We start from the raw sequence: 21,449 nt of genomic DNA, 5'->3' as shown, positions 1-21,449 counted from the left end.
CTATGATAAAAGTTGAATCGGTTTCTAAATATTTTGACGGAAGACCGGCGGTCGATGATATTTCCTTTCAGGCAAATGATAAGGAAATTTTAGTGCTTTTGGGCACAAGCGGTTGCGGAAAAACAACGACCTTGAAAATGATCAATCGACTGATAGAATCCGATTCCGGGAATATTTTAATTAATGGGAAAAACATTCGTGAACAAAAAGTCGAAAATCTGAGAATGGGAATCGGTTTCGTAATGCAGAATTCCGGACTTTTCCCGCATTATACCATTAAAGAAAATATCGCAACTGTTCCCAAACTTCTCAAATGGAATCAAAAAAAAATAGATGACCGAACAAAGGAACTTTTAAATAAACTCAATCTTTCAATCGATATTCTGTCCCGTTTTCCAAATGAATTAAGCGGCGGTCAACAGCAAAGAGTCGGGATTGCCAGAGCTTTGATTGCTGATTCTCCAATTTTACTGATGGATGAACCTTTCGGAGCTTTGGATAATATTACGAAAGCCGATATTCATTCGGAATTCAAATCTTTGGAGGAATTAAAAAATAAAACGATCATTCTGGTTACACACGATGTTCAGGAAGCTTTTGAATTGGGACACAGAATTTGCTTGATGGACAAAGGAAAAATCGTCCAGACCGGAACTCCAAAAGAAATGCTTTATCATCCAAAAAATGCTTTCGTTAAAGACTTTTTTGCTGCAAACCGATTGTTGTTGGAATATAAGGTTACTGTCTTAAGAGATGTAATTCCTTTCCTTTCTGATTTTCAAAACGACTTTACTGAAGATTCTAATATTTGGAATATTTTACAAAAATTAAGCTCTGACCCGCAAAATACAGTTCATTATGAAAAGATAATGAAAGCGTTCAATGATTACCGAAAACTACAAATTGTATGACACAGCAGAGTCTTTGGCAGTTTGTTTCAGAACAGCACGAAAAATTATTAACTCAGATTACACAGCATTTGGGACTCACGTTTTTGTCTTTGCTATTGGCAATTATCGTCGGTTTACCTCTGGGAATTTTCATCGCCAGAAAAAGAAAGTTAGCAGGTTCGGTTTTGGGTGTTGCAGGAATTTTACAGACCATTCCGAGCATTGCATTGTTGGGATTTATGATTCCCGCTTTTGGAATTGGTGCCACTCCTGCGATTGTCGCTTTGTTAATTTACGCACTTTTACCGATTATCAGAAATACGTATACAGGAATTACAGGTGTAAACCAGGCCGTTATAGAATCAGCGAAAGCAATGGGAATGAGCCGCAAACAGCTGCTTTATAAAGTGGAACTTCCGCTGGCGATGCCTGTCATCATTGCAGGAATCAGAACTGCAGCTGTAATTAATGTTGGTGTCGCGACTTTAGCTTCGTTTGTTGCAGCAGGCGGTTTGGGCGAATTTATTTTTGGTGGAATTTCACTCAACAACACCAATATGATTCTCGCCGGAGCAATTCCCGCGGCACTTTTGGCAGTTTTGTTGGATAAGCTCATTGCTGTTTTTCAAAAAATAAATTATCACGATCTTCGAAAATTCTGGTATGTTTTTCCGGCAATTTTAGTAATTATTAGTGCAGTTTATTGGTTTAATACTAAATCAGATACTAAACTTAAAGCTGGTTTTACGCCCGAATTTATGGGACGGCAAGACGGTGATCTCGGTTTGCGATCTGTTTATAATTTAAATGTAAATCCGAAAGTTGTGAATGATGCGGTAATGTACAAAGCGGCTTATGAAGGCGAATTGGATTTAATCAGCGGATATTCTACAGACGGTAGAATCAAGGCTTTTGATTTGTATGTATTGGAAGATGACAAGAAGATTTTTCCTCCTTATTTTGCTGCGCCAATCATTAAAATAAAGATTTTGCAAAAATTTCCCGAGCTTGAAAAAACGCTGAATTTGTTAGCAGGAAAATTTAATGATTCGATAATGACAGATTTAAATTACCGTTCAGATTATCTCAATCAAACACCTGAAAAAATCGCGAAAGATTTTTTAATTAAAAATAAATTATATAAAATTTCAAATAACGGAAATTCAGGTACGGTTCGAATTGGTTCTAAGATTTTTGGTGAGCAATACATTCTCGCAGAGATTTATAAAATGTTGATCGAAGGCTACACTAATTATCAGGTAGAAACAAAAACAGGATTGGGCGGAACGAAAATATGCTTTGATGCTTTGATGAATGACGCTATCGATTTTTATCCCGAATATACAGGAACAGGACTTTTAGTTCTATTAAAACCTGACGAAAAAAAAGTCATGAAGGTTACAAAAAGCGCTGAAAGTACGTATAATTATGTTGATGATGAATTTCAGAAACAATACGGAATCCGATGGTTAAAACCGCTCGGTTTTAATAATTCTTATGCGCTAATGATGCGAGAAAAACAAGCGGCAGAACTGAAAATAAAAACAATTTCTGACCTGAAAAAATATCTTGACTCCAAGTAAAATGAAGTATAATTTTGACGAAATCATATCACGAAAAAATACCGATTCTGTAAAATGGGATCTGGCAGAAGATGCAGAAGTTCTGCCAATGTGGGTTGCCGATATGGATTTTAAAACCGCTCCGGAAATTATAGAAACACTTTCTGAAAAAATTGCTCACGGGGTTTTTGGTTATGGTAATATTCCGGAAAATTTCCATCAGTCAATTATTGATTGGTGGCAAGATTATCATCAGTTCACCATCCAAAAAGATTGTTTGTTGCCGGTTCCGGGAATGATTCTTTCTCTCTCGGCAATCGTACGGACTTTTTTAAAACCAGGAGAAAATATAATTTTGCAAACTCCTGTTTATAATCATTTTTTCACGATTATTGAAAGCTGTAGCTGCAATCTTATTGAAAATAATCTTATTTACAAAAACGGAAATTATGAGATAGATTTTGACGATTTGGAAATCAAAGCTTCCGATTCTAAGACCAAAATGCTGTTAATCAGCAATCCTCACAATCCTGTCGGAAGAGTCTGGACTCGATCTGAACTTGAAAAAATCGCTGAAATTTGTTCCGAACATCAAGTTATCGTCGTGTCGGATGAGATTCACGCTGATCTGGTTTTCGAAAATCATCAACATATTCCTTTCGCTTCGATTGCTGCTGATTATCATCTTGTTTCCATCACTTGTGGCTCGCCTTGCAAGACTTTTAATTTGTCGGGTTTGTCGATTTCATACATTATATCACAGGATAAAAATATTTTAAATCAAATCTATAAAACTTTAGAATTTCAGGAAACCATATATCCAAATCCGATGGCTGCTGACGCGTTGATTGCTGCTTATACCAAAGGAAGAAACTGGCTTGATGAGCTGAAATTATATCTTTGGGAAAATTATCAGTTTCTCTTAAAATTTTGTGCTGAATATTTACCTGAAATCAAAGTTATTCCACTCCAGGCTACCTATCTTGTGTGGCTTGATGTTAGTTTTCTTAGTCAGGAATCTGACGAAATTTCAAAATTATTGTTAATCGAGGAAAAGCTTTGGGTTAATTCCGGAACAATGTATGGCAGAGCAGGTGAGGGGTTTTTGCGAATTAATATCGCCTGTCCGCGAGAAATTTTAATTCAAGGTTTGCAAAAACTGGAAAATTTTTATTTGAAAAGGTAACCATAAAGCACATTGCTATATTTAAGAAGAGTATTTATTACAAAGATTTTATTATGAAGTTTGAAAACGAAAATATATATAAAAATTTATCTGCCTATTTTAATGACAGGAAGAAAACCTTTTTCCTTTGCTTTTCTGTTTTTTTTATCATTGTATTTCTCCTCCTTACTCTTTTTGTAGTCAAATTTTCTCCGCAAGCCTGGGATCTTTCCGTTAGCAAAGAGATTCAGGAAGATCAGAATTTGATTTTAGATATTGTGATGAAAGCTTTCAGTTGGATAGGTACAGTTTATGTTGCGGCGATTATGGTTTTCTCATTTGCAGCTGTTTTTTTTATTTTTAAATATTTTAAAGAAGGCTTATTTTTGTTGTCGTGTATTTTATCTGGCGGCGTAAGTTATGTCCTAAAAATGCTTATTGATCGTCCCAGACCCACGGTAGATTTTGTAAGAGTGGTGGAAGAGACTCATTACCAAAGCTTCCCGAGTGGTCACGTTTTGTTTTACACCGTATTTTTTGGATCTATCATGATCATAGCTATTTACTCGAAAATACTTAAAATATCACTAAAAATTTTGACTTCGGTTCTTTGTTTGGGTATGATCATCTTGGGCGCAGTGTCGCGCATTTATCTCGGTGCGCATTGGTTTACAGATGTTATCGGCGGGTTTATTGTGGGAATCCTTTTTGTGATGGTTTCAGGAAGTATATATATAAGAAGCAAAAATTCAGCATAAAAAACGCTGTCACAAAATGTATGACAGCGTTTGTATTGTAATATTGAGTTAAATTTATACTTTGTAAGTGAATGCATTGATATTCATACCTGCTCCTACAGATGCGAAAAGTATTATGTCGCCTTTGCTAAAAGAATGCTCATCCATTTCGCCTTTCATAATGAGATCATATAAGGTTGGTATTGTTGCAACGCTGCTGTTTCCAAATTTATGAATAGACATTGGCATAATATCCACAGGTGCTTCTAAGCCGTAGAGGCTGTAAAACCTTTCTATAATGGCTTCGTCCATTTTCTCATTTGCCTGGTGTATAAGGATTTTTTTAAGATCTTTAATCTCCACTCCGGCTTTTTCAAGACAAGACTTCATGGCTAAAGGAACTTTTGTAAGAGCAAATTCATAGATCTTTCTGCCTTTCATTTTGATATAACGGATGTCTGACTGATCATCCTGATTATAGGAAGTTCCGAAAAACAGAAAATTTGCTTCATCATAAGAATAGGTAGCACTTTCGTGCGAAAGAATACCATTATCTTCTTCTGTAGCTTCTACGATAACAGCACCTGCACCATCGGCGTAGATCATAGAATCTCGATCAAAAGGATCTGTAACTCTCGACAACGTCTCTGCACCAATGACAAGACAGCGTTTTGCTATACCTGCTTTTACAAATGAACTTGCATGAATCATTGCTTCGTTCCATCCAGGGCAGCCAAAAAGCAGATCGTAAGCAACACAGTAAGGTTTTTGTATGCGTAATTTATTTTTAACACGTGTAGCAATACTCGGTACAGTATCAGATTGCACTTTTCCCTTTGAAATATCACCATAATTGTGAGCAACGATGATATAATCAATCGTTTCACGGTCGATACCGGCATCTTCGATAGCCCTTTCAGCAGCAAAGAGTGCAAGGTCTGATGTTACATGTTGATTGTCAGCATATCTCCTCTCTTCAATTCCGGTAATATCTTTAAACTTTCCTATGATCGATTCAGGAAATTTTATGGCTAAACCTTCTTCATTAAGAAAAACATGATCTGAAAAATCTGCATTTCTCATTACATTTTCAGGTGTGTAGCTGCCGGAACCTATTATTTTAATGTTCATCATAAATGTCTTTAATACATACCCACTGATAGTCATTTTTATGGAGTAATATTCAAAATTATGATAATTCCCTGTCTTATTAATGATTTCAGGAGATTATTATGTATAAATTTTAAATTCTAAACATAGTATAATTTAAACTTGCTGAATATCAGTAGTTTAAAGCTATATTGATTTTTGTCATTAATTATTACTTTTTCTTATAATCTTCTATGTTTTTAAACTTTGTATACGATTGTCGGATAAGATATAGCTGATCTTCGACAATTTTTGCGCTTTTTGTATTCAGTTCTCCACTTGCTAAAACATCTTCGTAAGCTTTAATTGCGTTTTGCTCACCGTAAACTACATTTTCAAGAGTCGATTTTTCTTTGCTTCCGCCTACAAAAGAGTTTTTAAGATCAATCCAGGTACGGTGGATTGCTCCCGCCGCTGATGCAGAATCGTCGGCTGTCTTTCCGTCTTCCTGAATAAGATTGATCAGGTCGTTTTTCATGATTTTTGATTCCGAAATCATTCTGTCATATTCTCCTTTAAGATCAGAATAGGATTCCCAAACCTGACCTTCTACTGTTTCGAAACCAGCAATTCGGTCATTGGTGATGTGCAGAAGATCATTTAAAATTTCTGCATTTCTTTCATTGTTCATAATATTTTTTTTTGGTTATTATCTTCAGATACAACAATTATGCCTTGTGTAGTACCATATTTATTTCATCTAACTGTTTTTTAAGCATTAAATAATGATTATGATCGTGGTTTAAGATTTGTATATTGTCACGTCATAATTTTGAATTTTTTACATGAGTAAGATTAATATTTTTTGGTTTCGCAGAGATTTAAGACTTGAAGATAACGCCGGTTTGTCTGAAGCTTTAAATTCAGGTCTGAAGGTGGTACCTATATTTATTTTTGATCAGGATATTCTTGATCAGCTAACTGAAAAAGCAGATAAAAGAGTAGATTATATTCAGCAGGTTTTAAGTGAAATCAATGATGATCTTCATCAACACAAAAGTACTTTAAAAACCTTTTATGGCAAACCGGAGGAAATATTTAAACAGCTAACCAACGAGTATGATATTGATACTGTGTATTGTAATCGAGATTATGAGCCACAGGCAATTGTAAGAGATCAAACGATTGCTGATTTTTTAAAAACAAAAGACATTAAATTTTTAGATTTTAAAGATCAGTTGATATTTGAAAAAAATGATGTATTGAAAAGTGATCATTCACCCTACACCGTTTATACTCCCTATTCAAAAAAATGGAAAGAACAGCTCCATGCAATGAAAATTGAGAAATACAAGTGTGATCTCGCTAATTTTCTTCCTTTAAAATCTGAAAAAATTCTCAGCCTGAAAGAAATCGGATTTCAAAAAACAGATTTTAAATTCATCAAGCCCGTTTTAGCAAAGGAAATAGTAGATTCTTACGACAAAAAAAGAGATTTTCCTGCTCTGGATCATACAACACGCTTAGGGATTGCTTTGCGTTTTGGTACAATTTCCGTGAGAAAATGCGTAGAATTTGCACTAAAGCATAACGGAACTTGGCTTAACGAGCTGATCTGGCGAGAATTTTTCATGCAAATTTTGTTTCATTTTCCCCACGTTGTCAATCAATGTTTTAAAAAGAAATATGAAAATATCGAATGGAGAAACGATGAAAAGGAATTTAAAAAATGGTGCGAAGGAAAAACCGGTTATCCTATTGTTGATGCGGGAATGCGACAACTCAACGAAACCGGATTTATGCACAACAGAGTAAGGATGATTACTGCCAGTTTTCTCACAAAACATTTGTTGATCGACTGGCGATGGGGTGAAGCTTATTTTGCCGTAAAACTTCTGGATTATGAATTGTCATCCAACAACGGAAACTGGCAGTGGGCAGCAGGTTGTGGTTGTGATGCAGCGCCGTATTTCAGAGTTTTCAGTCCGGAAGCGCAAACCGAAAAATTTGATAAAGATTTAAAATACATTAAAAAATGGCTGCCCGAAGATTACAGCGAAAAGCCAATCGTGGAACATAAATCAGCCAGGGAAAGAGCTTTAAAGGTTTATAAAGAAGGTCTCGAAAAAGCTGAGTGATCACTCTTCAGGAGAGCGTTCCGAAGTTGGACTGATTACTTTCGTGACAACACCGTGACCGATTAAATTTTCGCCGTCAAAAAAATCAAAATCGAGACCTTCATATATATTTCCGGTAGCATATTCAGATTTTAAAATTGCAATTTCGGCCGTAACGGTATCTCCCGGGAAAACCAGTTCTGCATCAATAAAATTCTGAATTCCAGTATATAATTCCAGATCAAAAGGGAATTTGATTGTTGGTCTGTAACCTGATGATACAGGAGTCGTTCTTACGCCGTCTTTAGCAGGAAGATAGGTGAGAAGTGCTGTAAATTGCGGTTTTATTTTCATGTGAAGCAGTAAATTGATTAGCCAGAAACGAATTTATGAAAAATTACATTCATTTTTACTCTCTATCATAAACAACTTTTTTCGCATTGGCTGAATAAAATTACTTTAGTTACTTCACATTTTAAAATTAATTAAAAGATTTTCGATATTCTAGAGGTGTCTGTTTTGTTTTGGTTTTAAAAAGTGTGCTGAATGATTGTGCATGTTCAAAACCCAATGTATATGCAATTTCGCTTACCGATAAATTGGTCATAGAAAGTTGTTCTTTAGCCTTGCTAATCAGTTTATCGTGAATATGCTGCTGTGTATTTTGTCCGGTATGCACTCTGAGTAGATCACTCAGATAGCTTGGCGAAAGGTTCATGGCTGCGGCAGCATTCTGCACAGTTAGTAGACCGTTTTTCAGCGAATCGTCTTTCTTGAAATAATCATTAAGAAAGCTTTCAAACTTCACCAAAAGCTGATGATTGCTGTTCTTTCTCGTGATAAACTGTCTTTCATAAAACCTTTTAGAATAATTTAGAAGCAGATCAATTTGAGACAAAATAATTTCCTGAGTATGTCGGTCAATATGCTCACATTCTTTATCGATCTTCAGCATGATTTTAATTAAATCTTCTTCCTCTTCGGCAGATAAATGTAGAGCTTCGTTCACGGCATAAGAGAAAAATCCGAAATCTGAAATAGTTCCCGCCAGTGGATGTTTCAGGATAAAATCTTCATGAAAAATCAGCAGAAAACCAGATCCGCATTCCATATTATTTAAATCTAAATATTGCACCTGGTTGGGAGCGGTAAAACTTAGCACACCTTTGTCATAATCATAATGTTGCTGCCCGTATCTCACTTTTCCGACCGCATCTCTTTTCAGCGCCACACAGTAGAATCTATTCGTAAAACCCTTCCAGACTTCATCTTCCAGAAAAATACTTTCTGCTAAATTGATCACGCTCACCAGAGGATGTTTCGGTTCTTTTAATGACAATAATTTATGAAATGCAGAGATTGAAGGTATTGTATTCATGGCTGATTTTTTTATTTAATCTAAAAGTCCCATGCTGAATTCGTCGTACGGAGCTCCTGTATCGGTTCCCAAAGGTACAATAGTTTCGAGTTTCTGAAGATCAGATTCAGTTAATATTATCTTGGCAGATTCAATATTTTGTTCGAGATATTTTCTGCGTTTGGTTCCCGGAATTGGCACGATTCCTTTGCTCATGATCCATGCTAAAGCCAATTGTGATGAGGTTACTTCTTTTTCTTCAGCCAGATTTGCTATTGCTTCCACCAATTCAATATTTTTATGAAAATATTTTTCCTGAAAACGAGGGATCGCTCTTCGAAAGTCATTTTCGGGTAAATCATTAATTGATTTGATCTGTCCGGATAAAAATCCGCGTCCCAATGGGGAATACGCTACAAAGCCAATTCCTAATTCCTGTAAAGTTTTTAAAACCCCACGCTCTTCTGCAGTTCTTTCAAAAAGCGAATATTCACTTTGAACAGCGGTAATAGGATGAACGGAATGTGCTCTTTTCACTGTTTCAGATGAAACTTCAGACAAACCAATGTAACCTATTTTTCCTTCCTGAACCAGATCGCTCATAGCCTGAACGGTTTCTTCAATCGGAGTGTTTTTGTCTAATCGATGCATATAATAAAGATCAATGTAATCTGTATTTAAATTTTTTAAAGATCTTTCCACAGATTTTTTTACATAATCTTTACTACCGTTGATGGCCCAGGTTACTTTGTTGCTGTCGTCAATTTCCCAACCAAATTTTGTAGCAATAATGTACTGCTCTCGATTCTTTCCTACTGCTTTTGCGATCAGCTGTTCATTTTTGAAAGGGCCGTAGAGATCAGCTGTATCCAGAAAGTTTCCTCCTAATTCTAAAGATCGGTGTATTGTGGCAATTGCTTCTGTTTCGTCTGCCTCACCGTACATATTTGCATCTTCAAAACCGGTCATTCCCATGCATCCCAATCCGATTTTTGGGATCATTAAACCTTGATTTCCTAACTGTATTATTTCGATGTTCATAATGTTGATTTTATTAAGACAAAGGTCAGCCGAAATAAAAAATCAAATGTTTGCTAAATGAAGAATTTTGTAAGCAAAACCCAGATTGCTAATGAAAGAATGAGCTACTTATCGCCTAGGGAGAAATGCTTCATAAAGAAGTTTACTAAATCACTGATAATACCACATATTTTCAATTTTATTACAATTTATTGATAATAATGCAAAATATGTTATTTTATACTTAAAATAATTGTCAAGTTGTTAAAAATTGTTAGATTTGTAAAGAACCAAACTCACTAGCCTATGATAAAATCATCTACTTTCTTAAAGTTTTGTCAGTCATCAGATGATGAAATACCGTAGTAATTCGCATTCGAAAGATAAATCTCTTTAACAAAATCAGAAATCATGTATCACTAAGAAAATTTTAAATATGAATAAAGTTTTACTTACTATAATCTTCTTTTTAGCTTTCATTGCTAAAGTATATGCACAGTGCGCGCCCGTCGCGGTGCCGTTTTTACAGTCATTCAGTTCCGGAGCACTTCCCAATTGCTGGATCAGTCAAAATCCTACAACCACATCAACAAGTACCTACGTGAAGTGGAGGTTTTCCGGAGCAGCAGGATATGGTGCAACCGGAAATGGCGGCCGACCGGCAGGAACTTTTGCCTGGGTAGATGCAAGTTCACCATATGCCAATGAGCATACTGTAGAGTTGCTATCACCCCAAATCAATCTTACAGGATTGACGAATCCTTATGTGAAATTTGAATGGTTTAAAAATCACCTTACCTCTCTCACAGGAACTGTTCCCAACTACGAACACAATCAACTGAAACTCGAAATAAACAGCGGTTCAGGCTGGGTTCAGATTTGGGCAGGCAATACCAATGACCCTGAGTGGAGAACTGTTGGTGTTCCGTTGGCTGCTTCATATGTAGGAGCTACGGTTCAATTAAAATTTACGGTTGATAAAGATGTGCTTGGAAACGGATATTTCTATGATGACATTTTGCTTGATGAAGTAAAGGTTATTCAGGCTCCCACCTGTTTTGAGCCAGTGAATCTTCCTGTCACAAACGTTACTCCAAATTCAGGAACAATCAACTGGGCTGCTCCTCTTGCTCCGGCTCCGGCTCCCGCAAACGGATATGAATATTATTATTCTACAACAAATACGCCTCCCGTTGCAGGAACTGCAGGAACCTTTACTGCAGGAACGACGGCTGATTTAACTCCGCTGATTTCGGGAACTACTTACTACTGGTGGGTAAGATCAGTTTGTTCGGCTACAGATAAATCTCTCTGGTCAGAAGGGATTCCTTTTACGCCCGGTCAGATTGGTGGCGGAACTGCCACTCATGCTTATTTACCGGCTTATTCTTGCTCAGGATTTAATTATTCACAACAAATTTACACTGCTGCAGAAGTTGCAGGAGCTGTAGGGAACAACAATTATATAACTTCAATAAAGTTTTACGTTTCTACAACTGCTACTACACAGGCAAACTATAATCAGTGGGTAGTTTATATGGGGAATACGAGCCAGACTGACTTTGCTACCACTACAAGCTGGGTTCCTTTTTCAGATTTATCACAGGCCTACAGTGGTACTTTACCTGCAATGACGGCAGGAACCTGGGTGACGATTCCTCTCACCACACCTTTCCTTTGGGATGGAACGAGTAATATTGTTATCGCGGTCGATGAAAATTCTACAGGAACTTCGTGTACAGCGAACTGGGGAAGTTATCCTGCAGGTACAAACAAAGGAATGTTGTATTATAATTCTACGACAAATCCTAATCCTGCAACGCCACCTACTGCTACAAGCAGATATTCTGTAATTCCGATCATACAGATGGTGGGAACTGCTTTAGTTCCGTGTGTGAATACTCCGCCTACCAATATTGCAGTCAGTAATATTTCTGCTACATCAGCAAATGTTTCATGGACGCCGGCAGCTGGAGCAACTTATGTTTTAAGATATCGGTCTCTTCCCGGTGGAACATGGACGACAGTAAATCTTACAACACCTCTCACCAATACATATACAATTGATGGTTTGTTGGAATTTACTCAGTATGAAGTAGAAATTGCAACCGTTTGTAACACAGGTCCGACGGGGGCGTTTTCGACTCCGACTGCCTTTACTACACCGGGAGTTTCTTGGTGTCCTCATGCTGCGCAATATACAAGCGCAACCTATGGCTGGATTTCTAACGTAACTGTAAATCCGGTAGGTTCTACACCATTAAATAATACTTCTGCCCAATCTCAGTACACGAATTTTTCTACAAATCCGGCATTGGATCTTACTTTGGTGAGAGGAACTCAGAATAATATCATTTCTGTAGCAAAAACATGGTCTGGTACTCAGTATGCGAATTATACGAATATCTGGATCGATTACGACAGAGACGGAATATTTGATTCAAGTGAATTAATTTACACTAGTGGATCAAGCGCTGCATCTCCGGTTTCAGGAACTTTTAATGTGCCTCTTGTGACTTACAACGGTCCGAATGCAACCAGAATGCGAGTTGTCGTGTCTTATGCATCTGCTGCGGGAGCTTGTTCAGGTAACACTTATGGTGAAGTTGAAGATTATGCTGTAAGATTTGTGAATCCTGTTCCTTGTACAAACGCTGCACCAACTAATTTAACAGCGACAAATCTTACACCTGTCAGTGCTGTTTTATCATGGATGCCTGCTCAGGGAGCCACGTATGTTGTACAATGGAGAGCGGTAACCACTCCGGCTGCAGTCTGGACAACCATAACTCCCAATCCGACAGTGAGTTCATATACGCTTACAGGTTTAAATGAGCAGGTTCAGTATGAATTCAGAGTTGCTTATATCTGTAACAGTGTTCAGGGTAATTTTTCAGTGCCTGTACAATTCACTACACCTTCAGTTTCCTGGTGTCCGCATTCTGCGCAGTATACAAGTGCAACTTATGGCTGGATCTCAAATGTTACTGTAAACCCTGTAGGTTCCGCAATACTCAATAATACTTCTTTGCAGTCTCAGTACACGGATTTTTCCGGAAATCCCGCATTGGAACTGACATTAGTGAGAAATACCCAGAATAATTTAATTTCTGTAGGAAAAACCTGGTCCGGAACTCAATATGCCAACTACACCAACGTATGGATAGATTTTGATAGAAATGGAATTTTTGATACCTCTGAATTAATATATACAAGCGGATCTAATGCAACAAGTCCGGTTTCAGGGACATTCAGTGTACCTGCTGTTACTTATACCGGGACGAACGCGACCAGAATGAGGGTGGTAGTGTCATATGCGGCTGCAGCAGGAGCATGCTCAGGAAACACTTATGGCGAAGTTGAAGATTATGCCGTTAAATTTATTGATCTTCAACCATGTAGCACCGTTGCGCCTATTCCTGTGGTATCAAATATGACATCGTCTACAGCGTATGTCTCTTGGATTCCTACTGCTAATGCTACTTATAGAATTAGATGGAGACAGGGAACTACAGGAGTTTGGCAGCTGCAGCCTTTAGGATATGTAGAACTTGCTGCAGGACAAAGTTTTTATACAATTGATAACCTGTTGGAACAAACTGCTTATCAGGTACAAATTCAGGCAAAATGCGGAAATAACTGGGGTGCATTTAGCGCTTCGGTTAATTTCACAACTCCATCGCTGACGTATTGCAGTATGACTGGCACCGGAACAAATGATTATATTTCAAATGTAAAAGTAACTCCGGTTAATTTCCCTTTAATGGATAATACGTCGCTTCAGACCAACTATATTAGTTATACGACTCCGGCAACAATGATCAATTTAGAGGTAGGATCGTCTGGAAATCAAATTGCAGTATCAAAAGCTTGGGTAGGAACAACTTATGGTGATGCTGTTTATGCGTGGATCGACTGGAATAGAGATGGCGTTTTCACAGATTCTGAAAGAATAATGACATCAGCATCAAGTACCACAACTCCCGTTACAGCAACATTTAATGTTCCTTCTACAGGTATATATACAGGACCGTATACCACAACAATGAGAGTAGCTCTGAAACGTGGTAGTGCACCTGTAATTTGTGTTGATCCTGTAAATGGTGAGGTGGAGGATTATGCAGTGAAATTAAGACCGTGCAGTAACGTAACGCCAACAAATGTAAATATCAATCCGATAACACACAATTCGGCAACGGTTAATTGGACTTCGGCTGCGAATAATAATTCTTTTGTGGTAGAGTATCGAGCAGTTACAACCCCTGCTTCAAACTGGACTGTGATCAATGCTTCTTCGATTGGGGGAAATCCACCGGTTCAGCTTACAGGATTAATTCCTGCAACGGAATATGAAGTGCGAATTGCCGCGGTCTGCGGAAACAGTGGCACCGGAAATTATACGACTGTACAAACATTTACAACAAGATGTGATCCTACGCCGCCGAATGTGACGATTACAAACGTAACCTCGAATTCTGCAGTCATTACATGGAATCCAATTGTTCCAAATGCAAATTATGTTTTAAGGTGGAGAGCCGAAGGAACAATTCCTTGGAATACGCCTGCAATACCGCAACCACCATCAAATTCGTATACCATTACAGGATTAAATTCTTACGTTTCTTATGAAGTGCAGGTTGCTAACCAATGTGTCGGCGAGACCACGCCAAATACCTGGTCAAATACCCAAGTATTTACAACGGTGAGGATTTGCGAAATCGCACCACCAGGTTTAACGATTACCAACTTGACGCCTACAAGTGCTGAAGTAGTTTGGGATGCTTTTACAGGTACTGGCGCTACAGGTAATTATATTTTGAGATATCGAAAGGTGGGAATTCCGAGCTGGACGACTACTAATGTAAGCACAAATACATTTACCATCACCGGATTATTGGAATTAACAAAATACGAGATGCAGGTTTCAAATGTTTGCAGCGGAAACTCCGGCAACTTTACTCCGCTTTATTATTTTACAACTCCTACTGTAATTTATTGTCAGGTTTCGTCGAATAATTCAACAACAGAGTTCATATCAAAAGTTACAGCTAAGCCAACTAATAAGCCAGAAATGATCAATGAATCAAATGGTTCAAATTATTCTAATTTTACAGCTGACCCGACAAAATATATTGAAATGATTCAGGGTTCTGTTGGAAATTCAATTATAATAGACAAAACATTAGCCAATGGTGCCAATGCCGGAGTTGCTGTATGGATTGATTTTAACAGAAATGGATACTTTGATATCGATGAAAGAATACTTGCCGACGGACCAAATGCAAATCCTACGGCAAGTGCAACATTCACTGTGCCTGCTGATGCGTTTGTAAGTATGACAGACTATAAATATGTAGTGATGCGAGTTGCAATGCAGAAAGATGGAATTCCTGTGAATTGCAGTAATTTTAATGACGGCGAAGTTGAGGATTATACAGTTAAGATTTCAAAAGTGCCTGTAGTAAATTCAGTAAATCAAAGTGATATTCTTATCTACCCGAATCCTGTTAGTTCAGAACTAAATGTGAAGAACATTAGTGAAAAAGCAAATTACAAAATTTACAGCTCATCTGGTCGCCTAATTTCTACCGGACTGATTATGAATAATAAAATAGATGTTACCAGCCTTATTAATGGTCTCTATATCATTGATATTGAAGATGTAAAAGGTACAGTACAGAAGAAATTTATCAAACAGTAATAGTTAATTTAATAAATTAGAATAAGCTCTCAGGAATGAGAGCTTATTTTTTGTACGATAAACTTGATATTCTCCTAAAAGAATTTTATTAATCAAATCTTGATGTTCTATTGGTGAAGTCTAGCTGGAAGTGAGGATAATGTTAGTGATTATTTTGAATGATAAAACGGTTTGATGAGCCTATTGAAATTTACATTGTTATATTTATTACAGAATATATAATAAAAAAAGCAAAACTATTAGTAGTTCTGCTTTTTGTTCCTATACTTATTAAAGTATTAATTATCTACCTCTATAATGAGTTCCATTTTTAGGAGGATTTGTTATATCTTCATTTATACCTAATGAATCGATTCTATAATGTGTTCCATTTTTAGGAGGTTCATTAGGATCGATGCTGACAGATATTGAATCTGGTCTTTGCATCAAATTTTCATCAGTAGATAAAAGACTGATGTCTTCTTTTTCAGGGCTACTTTCATCATCCTGACGACAAGAGACAACTACAACACTAGCTAATATTATTGCAATAAAAAAATACTTCTGTATCATGTTTACAAGATTTAAATGTTAGAATTCAATTTTATACAAAGATATTAATGAGATGTTCAATATGCAAGTTAATAATATAATTATTTATAAAGATTCATGTAAAAATTTATATATATTTACGTAAATCGCTTTTTAAGCATCTGTAATCAAGGGTAATATACGAAAATGATGCTGTTACTAATTATTTACTGATGATCATTGTGGTTATAGATGAATTTGTTTATTTTTGATCATGATTTTTAAAGAAAGATATGTATTGATAAAAAGGCTGCTACAATTGTGCTTATGTCTCTTTGCGTCAACATTATTTTCTCAGGGCAATTCTAAAGATCCGGCTTACGAACAATTCAGGAAAAAGTATTGGGAATATGAAGAAAATGATAAACGTGCTTTCGTGTATCTCAATCAATATATTTCTTACGCTAAATCAGAAAAAGAGTATTCTGAATTGTTTCAGGCATATAAGGACGCTATTCTGTTTTCAGAAAATCAAAAGATGCAGTATGCTGACAGTGCGATAGCTGCTGCAAAACAATCTGGAAACAGAGATCTTATTGGTGATGGTTATCTAAGCAAGGGTGCAATCTACTATTTTAATCACAGAAAATTTCAGTTGGCTTTAAATGAATATTTAACAGCTTATGAATATCTGGAAAATTCTAAAGACGAATTACCAAAATACCAAAATCTTTATCATATTGGTGTTGTAAAAAGCTATTTGGGATATTATGATGAGGCATTAAAAATATTTAAAGAATGTATTGCATTTTTCCAAATCAATATTAAAGGTGATCTGCATGAGAATGTAATTTATAATAATACAAAAGGTTACCTCAATTCTTTGCATCAGGCAATTATCTGCTATCAGGCATTAGGAAAAAAGGATGAGGTTAAAAAGCTGCTAGATATTGCTTCAGCCTCAACACCACAGACAAAAGATTTTATTCTTGAATACAGTTATTTTAAGAAAAGTAAAGGAGTTTACGACTATTATGATAAGAAATACTCTGATGCCATTGCTGATTTTGATCAGTCTTTACCCGGTCTCAAAAAAGTTAATGATTTTACCTGGATATCCTATGTATATTTTTATAAAGGACAAAGCTTTACGAAATTAGGTAAGCAGGAATTGGGCGTAGAAAACTACAAAAAGGTCGATTCTATATTCAATAAACATAAATTTATTCTTCCGGAGCTTCGTAGAAATTATGAAGAGCTCATAAGATATTACAAGAAAAAAAACAGTCCGGAAAATGAACTCTATTACACCAATCAGCTTCTCAAAGTGGATAGTGTGATTTCATCAGATTTTAAATATCTCGCGACACGTATATATAAGGATTACGATACCAAACAACTTTTAGAGGTTAAAGAGAGCCTGGAGAAAACAAATTCGTTTGGAATCGTTTTATTGTCGGTCTCAGGATTGGTTATCATATTGCTCGCATGTATGATGTTTTACAGAGTACGCAAGCAGAAACAGATTCAGCAAAAATACAATGAGCTGCTGGTGAAAATTGAAGACGAGAAGTCTCAGGAAACAGAGCCGGAACCATTGAAATTTGATCAGTCGAAAAATGTAAAACTAGATCAGAACATTGTAGAAAAGCTGTTGAATGACATTAGTAATTTTGAAGCCAATGAAAAGTTTCTTGAAAAAGGTTTAACCCTAAAAAAGCTTGCAGAAAACTTTAAAACAAACACTTCTTATCTTTCGCAAGTGATTAATGAATACAAAGGAAGTAATTTCAGCGTTTACATTAATCAATTAAGAATTCATTATGCCACGCAGAAGATCTATCACAACCGAGAGTGGAGAAAATATTCTATTGAGCATATTGCCTCAGCATCAGGTTTTAGTAACCGTCAGAGTTTTTCTAATATTTTCCTTGAAATCAATGGAATTCGCCCGGTAGATTTTATTAAAAAAAGAATCAAAGAAGTGGAGGGCGGAGAATAGTTTCACATTTCACAAATCATTTCCTAAAGTATATAAAAAGTAGATGCCAGAATTGAAAAATTCTGGCATACTACTAATAGAAACTAAGTGATGAAACAATATATTTTAATGTGATAATGATGAATGTTTTAATTTAAATTATAATTGAGTTTACGTTTTTTAATTGTCCCTCAATTATTATAGTGCTAAAGTATAGACTTTTCATCTTACTCACAAAGGTTTGTGGTTTGCATTTATAAATATTTACGTAATAATTTATAAATTTTAACTCAAATATCAATATTTAAAGTATTGATAATCAGTGGTTTAAAAATTAGACTATAAATTTTCATCAAAGTACAAATATGGTTTCTCTAATAATTTTTAAATATCAAATTCAAACTAAATTTCTCTGTAATTTTTGAAATTTATATTACTTTTAATCCCTAAAAAATCATAATTAATTTAGGCATTCCTACAATTTGCGTAACTTTAGTAAAAATAAAAATATGCAGATAGATACAAGAACACTGAATATTGATGATTATGATGAGCTGGTCTCCGCAATGCGCCGAGCATATCCTAAAATGTCAGAATATGTCTGGTCCAAAAAGAGCATTTTAAAACTTACCAAAATTTTTCAAGCCGGTCAGATTTGCATAACTGTCGACGGAAAAATTGCTGCAGTTGCGCTGTCAATCGTTGTCAATTACGAGGAGTTTGATGACGAGCATACCTATAGTGATATTACAGGAAATTACACATTCAATACCCATTCTTCTACGGGAAATGTTTTGTACGGGATAGAAATTTTTGTAGATCCTATCTATCGCGAACTAAGATTGGGAAGAAGGTTGTATGATGCAAGAAAAGAACTTTGCGAACAATTAAATTTAAAATCCATTATTTTAGGAGGAAGAATTCCAGATTATCATAAATACAGTCATGAAATTTCGCCTAGAGAATACATTCGAAGAGTCAGAGACAAAGAGATTTATGATCCTGTACTTTCTTTTCAGCTTTCAAATAATTTTTTACCGATAAGAGTGTTAAAAAAATACCTTCCGGAAGACGAAGGTTCACGAGAAAACGCCGTTTTACTGCAGTGGAACAATATTTATTACAGTAAGAAACCTAATACGATGCAGGACAGTACGATTCGTCTTGGTTTGGTGCAGTGGCAGATGAGGCATTTCAAAGATATCAATGCATTTTATGAGCAGGTAGAATTTTTTGTGAATGTAATGGGAGATTACAAATCAGATTTTGTCTTGTTTCCAGAGTTGTTCAATACGCCTTTACTCGCGCCTTTTAATAATCTTTCTGAACGCGACAGTATGATCGAGCTGGCAAAAATCACTGACGAAATCAAAGCAAAAATTTCGGATCTGGCAATCAGTTATAATGTCAATATTATTTCGGGAAGTATGCCCGTATTTGAAAATAATGATTTGTACAATGTGAGTTATCTTCTTCATCGTGACGGCCGAATTGATGAATATCGAAAAATTCATATTACGCCCAACGAAAGAAAGTATTACGGAATGAAAGGCGGAAATGAAATAAAAGTGTTTGATACCGATTGCGGAAAAATAGGTCTCGTTATATGCTACGACGTAGAGTTTCCGGAATTACCAAGACTTCTGGCTGACCAGGGGATGAAAATTTTATTTGTGCCTTATCTTACCGATACGCAAAATGCCTACATGAGAGTGCGTCATTGCGCTGCTGCAAGAGCTATTGAAAATGAGTGTTATGTTGCGATTGCAGGATGTGTGGGTAATTTGCCGGGTGTAAATAATATGGATATCCAGTTTGGGCAGGCTGCAGTTTTTACACCGTCAGATTTTGCTTTCCCGTCGAATGCAGTAAAAGGGGAAGCAACTCCTAATACAGAAATGACTTTAATTGTTGATGTTGATTTAAACCTGTTAAAGGATCTGCATTATCACGGTTCGGTTCAGATTCTGAATGACAGAAGAAAAGATCTTTACGAGACAAATTTGAAAGAGAAACCTGAAAATCAGGAAAATTTAATGTAAAATATTTAAATCAATTAAAGTTAAAAATAATCTAAGGTAATTCTTCTTTAATTATTATCTAAAAAGAAATATTTAAAAATACATTTCCTTTAAATACTTAAATAAAAAATCCCCCAATCGTAAAGTTGGGGGATTTTCATTGTTAATATGATGTGTAGTTGGTGTCAATTTTATTTCATGTTAACAATTGATTCAAAAGTTGTGCCTAAAATTATATTATGTTAAATAATTTTTAAAAAATTTCACACCGTTTATAAGGCACAAATATTGCAAATTCAGTAATCAAACTAAATTTGATTATGGAAAACAAAAAAACAGTTGAAGTGCTCAATGATTTACTAAAGATTACCAATGACAGAATAGAAGGTTTTTTAAAAGTTGAAGATCAGCTCTGGAACAGTTATTCTCATCTTAAACCCGATTTCGACAGAATGCTTTCCGCATCGCAAGATATTAAATCTGAATTAATAGGAATGATCAGACAAAATGGAGGAATTGCAGAAGATACTGTTACCACAGCAGGAGCAATTCACAGAGCATGGATCGACCTCAAAAATTCTTTTACGGGAGATAAGGAAAAATCTACCTTAGAAAATGTAGTATTTGGAGAAGATGCGGCAATAAAAGCCTATCAGGATGCTTTAGATAGCGGTGATCTCACTGATGAAGTTTCCAGAAAAGTTCTTGATCAATTGCATCATCTAAAAGCGTCCTATAAAAAATTTGAAAATCTGGAAAAATTAAATCAATAAATATGATCGCAGTTAGGGTCATTGCGATCATTTTAATGAAAAAATAGATGACAGGACTTACAAATTCAGTGAACCAGCATTTTGTTGTGATTCAAATCATAAAAAATTTATGGAAGTAATTTGTAAATTTGATAACACACCAAAGAAATATTATGAAATTACTAATCTCATCAGCATTAACGATCGGTTTTTTGCTGCTAAGTTGTAAGAAAGAGGCGAGTAACGCTTCCACAGAGACAGATTCTATTACAACGCCGAACCGCGAACATTCGGTTCCAACTCCAGATCCTATAGATACTTTAGTTGCGGCCCCTACATCAGATACAGCTTCTGTAAAAACAGATTCTACCGGAACATCAAGATAAATTTTCATCAGTTTAAAATTTTATATGAGTCATAGGTAATCCCATAAATAACTGGTATCATTAATTACAATGTATTGAGCAATAAACTGTTTTGCTTACACTTCAACATACATGCTATAAAGTTTAATATTCATGTGTATGTTTCTGCAGTAGAAAATCAC

At 35.8% G+C, this 21,449-nt stretch carries 16 protein-coding genes; 10 read left to right on the top strand and 6 right to left on the bottom strand.

From position 1 onward, the window contains the following. Window positions 1–2 precede the first annotated feature (2 nt). From PGH12_RS06300 to PGH12_RS06285, 4 genes are read left to right on the top strand one after another with little or no spacing between them, the layout of a single operon-like run. Window positions 3–911, top strand: coding sequence for an ABC transporter ATP-binding protein (locus tag PGH12_RS06300; protein WP_267597321.1), 909 nt, complete (start codon window positions 3–5; stop codon window positions 909–911). Beyond that, the gene (locus tag PGH12_RS06295) at window positions 908–2,473 is read left to right on the top strand and encodes an ABC transporter permease/substrate-binding protein (protein WP_267597320.1); all 1,566 of its coding nucleotides are present in this window, start codon (window positions 908–910) and stop codon (window positions 2,471–2,473) included. The genes PGH12_RS06300 and PGH12_RS06295 overlap by 4 nt, the downstream gene beginning before the upstream one ends. A gap of 1 nt (window position 2,474) precedes the next feature. Further along, window positions 2,475–3,638 (top strand): MalY/PatB family protein, encoded by a 1,164-nt coding sequence (locus tag PGH12_RS06290; protein ID WP_267597319.1) that lies wholly within the window; start codon window positions 2,475–2,477, stop codon window positions 3,636–3,638. A 53-nt stretch (window positions 3,639–3,691) separates the two neighbouring features. After that, window positions 3,692–4,375, top strand: a complete 684-nt coding sequence (locus PGH12_RS06285; RefSeq protein ID WP_267597318.1) for a phosphatase PAP2 family protein — start codon at window positions 3,692–3,694, stop codon at window positions 4,373–4,375. Between the two features lie 54 nt (window positions 4,376–4,429). On the opposite strand, the gene PGH12_RS06280 is transcribed toward PGH12_RS06285, so the two are convergent. Together PGH12_RS06280 and PGH12_RS06275 are read right to left on the bottom strand one after the other, a co-directional pair. Continuing rightward, window positions 4,430–5,485, bottom strand: coding sequence for a 3-oxoacyl-ACP synthase III family protein (locus tag PGH12_RS06280; protein WP_267597317.1), 1,056 nt, complete (start codon window positions 5,483–5,485; stop codon window positions 4,430–4,432). 190 nt (window positions 5,486–5,675) lie between these two features. Then, entirely contained in the window at window positions 5,676–6,134 is a 459-nt protein-coding gene (locus PGH12_RS06275; protein WP_267597316.1) for a PA2169 family four-helix-bundle protein, read from the bottom strand. Between the two features lie 154 nt (window positions 6,135–6,288). On the opposite strand from PGH12_RS06275, the gene PGH12_RS06270 reads away from it, so the two are divergent. Continuing rightward, window positions 6,289–7,581, top strand: a complete 1,293-nt coding sequence (locus tag PGH12_RS06270) for a cryptochrome/photolyase family protein (RefSeq protein WP_267597315.1) — start codon at window positions 6,289–6,291, stop codon at window positions 7,579–7,581. Here PGH12_RS06270 and PGH12_RS06265 read toward each other — a convergent pair whose 3' ends face one another. The 3 genes from PGH12_RS06265 to PGH12_RS06255 form a co-directional block, all read right to left on the bottom strand. Then, window positions 7,582–7,914 carry a hypothetical protein gene (locus tag PGH12_RS06265; RefSeq protein ID WP_267597314.1) on the bottom strand — a complete coding sequence of 111 codons (333 nt, stop codon included), beginning with the start codon at window positions 7,912–7,914 and terminating at the stop codon, window positions 7,582–7,584. A gap of 127 nt (window positions 7,915–8,041) precedes the next feature. Then, entirely contained in the window at window positions 8,042–8,938 is an 897-nt protein-coding gene (locus PGH12_RS06260) for a helix-turn-helix domain-containing protein (RefSeq protein WP_267597313.1), read from the bottom strand. 15 nt (window positions 8,939–8,953) lie between these two features. After that, on the bottom strand, window positions 8,954–9,958 hold the full coding sequence (locus PGH12_RS06255; protein ID WP_267597312.1) for an aldo/keto reductase: 1,005 nt from the start codon (window positions 9,956–9,958) through the stop codon (window positions 8,954–8,956). A 415-nt stretch (window positions 9,959–10,373) separates the two neighbouring features. Here PGH12_RS06255 and PGH12_RS06250 point away from each other — a divergent pair, with 415 nt between their 5' ends. Continuing rightward, window positions 10,374–15,638, top strand: coding sequence for a GEVED domain-containing protein (locus PGH12_RS06250; RefSeq protein ID WP_267597311.1), 5,265 nt, complete (start codon window positions 10,374–10,376; stop codon window positions 15,636–15,638). Window positions 15,639–15,920: 282 nt separating this feature from the next. Here PGH12_RS06250 and PGH12_RS06245 read toward each other — a convergent pair whose 3' ends face one another. After that, window positions 15,921–16,190: a hypothetical protein gene (locus tag PGH12_RS06245; RefSeq protein WP_267597310.1), complete on the bottom strand. Its 270-nt coding sequence runs from the start codon at window positions 16,188–16,190 to the stop codon at window positions 15,921–15,923. Window positions 16,191–16,422: 232 nt separating this feature from the next. Between PGH12_RS06245 and PGH12_RS06240 the strand changes: the two genes are divergently transcribed. From PGH12_RS06240 to PGH12_RS06225, 4 genes are all read left to right on the top strand, one after another. Then, entirely contained in the window at window positions 16,423–18,150 is a 1,728-nt protein-coding gene (locus tag PGH12_RS06240; RefSeq protein ID WP_267597309.1) for a helix-turn-helix domain-containing protein, read from the top strand. A gap of 488 nt (window positions 18,151–18,638) precedes the next feature. Next, the gene (locus tag PGH12_RS06235; RefSeq protein WP_267597308.1) at window positions 18,639–20,171 is read left to right on the top strand and encodes a carbon-nitrogen hydrolase family protein; all 1,533 of its coding nucleotides are present in this window, start codon (window positions 18,639–18,641) and stop codon (window positions 20,169–20,171) included. 299 nt (window positions 20,172–20,470) lie between these two features. Then, entirely contained in the window at window positions 20,471–20,923 is a 453-nt protein-coding gene (locus tag PGH12_RS06230; protein WP_267597307.1) for a PA2169 family four-helix-bundle protein, read from the top strand. 152 nt (window positions 20,924–21,075) lie between these two features. Beyond that, the gene (locus PGH12_RS06225) at window positions 21,076–21,288 is read left to right on the top strand and encodes a hypothetical protein (RefSeq protein ID WP_267597306.1); all 213 of its coding nucleotides are present in this window, start codon (window positions 21,076–21,078) and stop codon (window positions 21,286–21,288) included. Window positions 21,289–21,449 lie beyond the last annotated feature (161 nt).

Origin of the sequence: Chryseobacterium sp. CY350 (assembly GCF_027945075.1) — a bacterium.
In the GTDB taxonomy this organism is placed as follows: domain Bacteria; phylum Bacteroidota; class Bacteroidia; order Flavobacteriales; family Weeksellaceae; genus Chryseobacterium.
This window is presented reverse-complemented; position numbering and strand designations above follow the sequence as displayed.

What these genes read in the sequence shown, in the direction of transcription:
- PGH12_RS06290 (WP_267597319.1), top strand. Translation starts at nt 2,475, where the DNA reads ATGAAGTATAATTTTGACGAAATCATATCACGAAAAAATACCGATTCT.
- PGH12_RS06295 (WP_267597320.1), top strand. Translation starts at nt 908, where the DNA reads ATGACACAGCAGAGTCTTTGGCAGTTTGTTTCAGAACAGCACGAAAAA.
- PGH12_RS06275 (WP_267597316.1), bottom strand. Translation starts at nt 6,134, where the DNA reads ATGAACAATGAAAGAAATGCAGAAATTTTAAATGATCTTCTGCACATC.
- PGH12_RS06230 (WP_267597307.1), top strand. Translation starts at nt 20,471, where the DNA reads ATGGAAAACAAAAAAACAGTTGAAGTGCTCAATGATTTACTAAAGATT.
- PGH12_RS06260 (WP_267597313.1), bottom strand. Translation starts at nt 8,938, where the DNA reads ATGAATACAATACCTTCAATCTCTGCATTTCATAAATTATTGTCATTA.
- PGH12_RS06280 (WP_267597317.1), bottom strand. Translation starts at nt 5,485, where the DNA reads ATGAACATTAAAATAATAGGTTCCGGCAGCTACACACCTGAAAATGTA.
- PGH12_RS06240 (WP_267597309.1), top strand. Translation starts at nt 16,423, where the DNA reads ATGATTTTTAAAGAAAGATATGTATTGATAAAAAGGCTGCTACAATTG.
- PGH12_RS06235 (WP_267597308.1), top strand. Translation starts at nt 18,639, where the DNA reads ATGCAGATAGATACAAGAACACTGAATATTGATGATTATGATGAGCTG.
- PGH12_RS06285 (WP_267597318.1), top strand. Translation starts at nt 3,692, where the DNA reads ATGAAGTTTGAAAACGAAAATATATATAAAAATTTATCTGCCTATTTT.
- PGH12_RS06250 (WP_267597311.1), top strand. Translation starts at nt 10,374, where the DNA reads ATGAATAAAGTTTTACTTACTATAATCTTCTTTTTAGCTTTCATTGCT.
- PGH12_RS06255 (WP_267597312.1), bottom strand. Translation starts at nt 9,958, where the DNA reads ATGAACATCGAAATAATACAGTTAGGAAATCAAGGTTTAATGATCCCA.
- PGH12_RS06265 (WP_267597314.1), bottom strand. Translation starts at nt 7,914, where the DNA reads ATGAAAATAAAACCGCAATTTACAGCACTTCTCACCTATCTTCCTGCT.
- PGH12_RS06245 (WP_267597310.1), bottom strand. Translation starts at nt 16,190, where the DNA reads ATGATACAGAAGTATTTTTTTATTGCAATAATATTAGCTAGTGTTGTA.
- PGH12_RS06270 (WP_267597315.1), top strand. Translation starts at nt 6,289, where the DNA reads ATGAGTAAGATTAATATTTTTTGGTTTCGCAGAGATTTAAGACTTGAA.
- PGH12_RS06300 (WP_267597321.1), top strand. Translation starts at nt 3, where the DNA reads ATGATAAAAGTTGAATCGGTTTCTAAATATTTTGACGGAAGACCGGCG.
- PGH12_RS06225 (WP_267597306.1), top strand. Translation starts at nt 21,076, where the DNA reads ATGAAATTACTAATCTCATCAGCATTAACGATCGGTTTTTTGCTGCTA.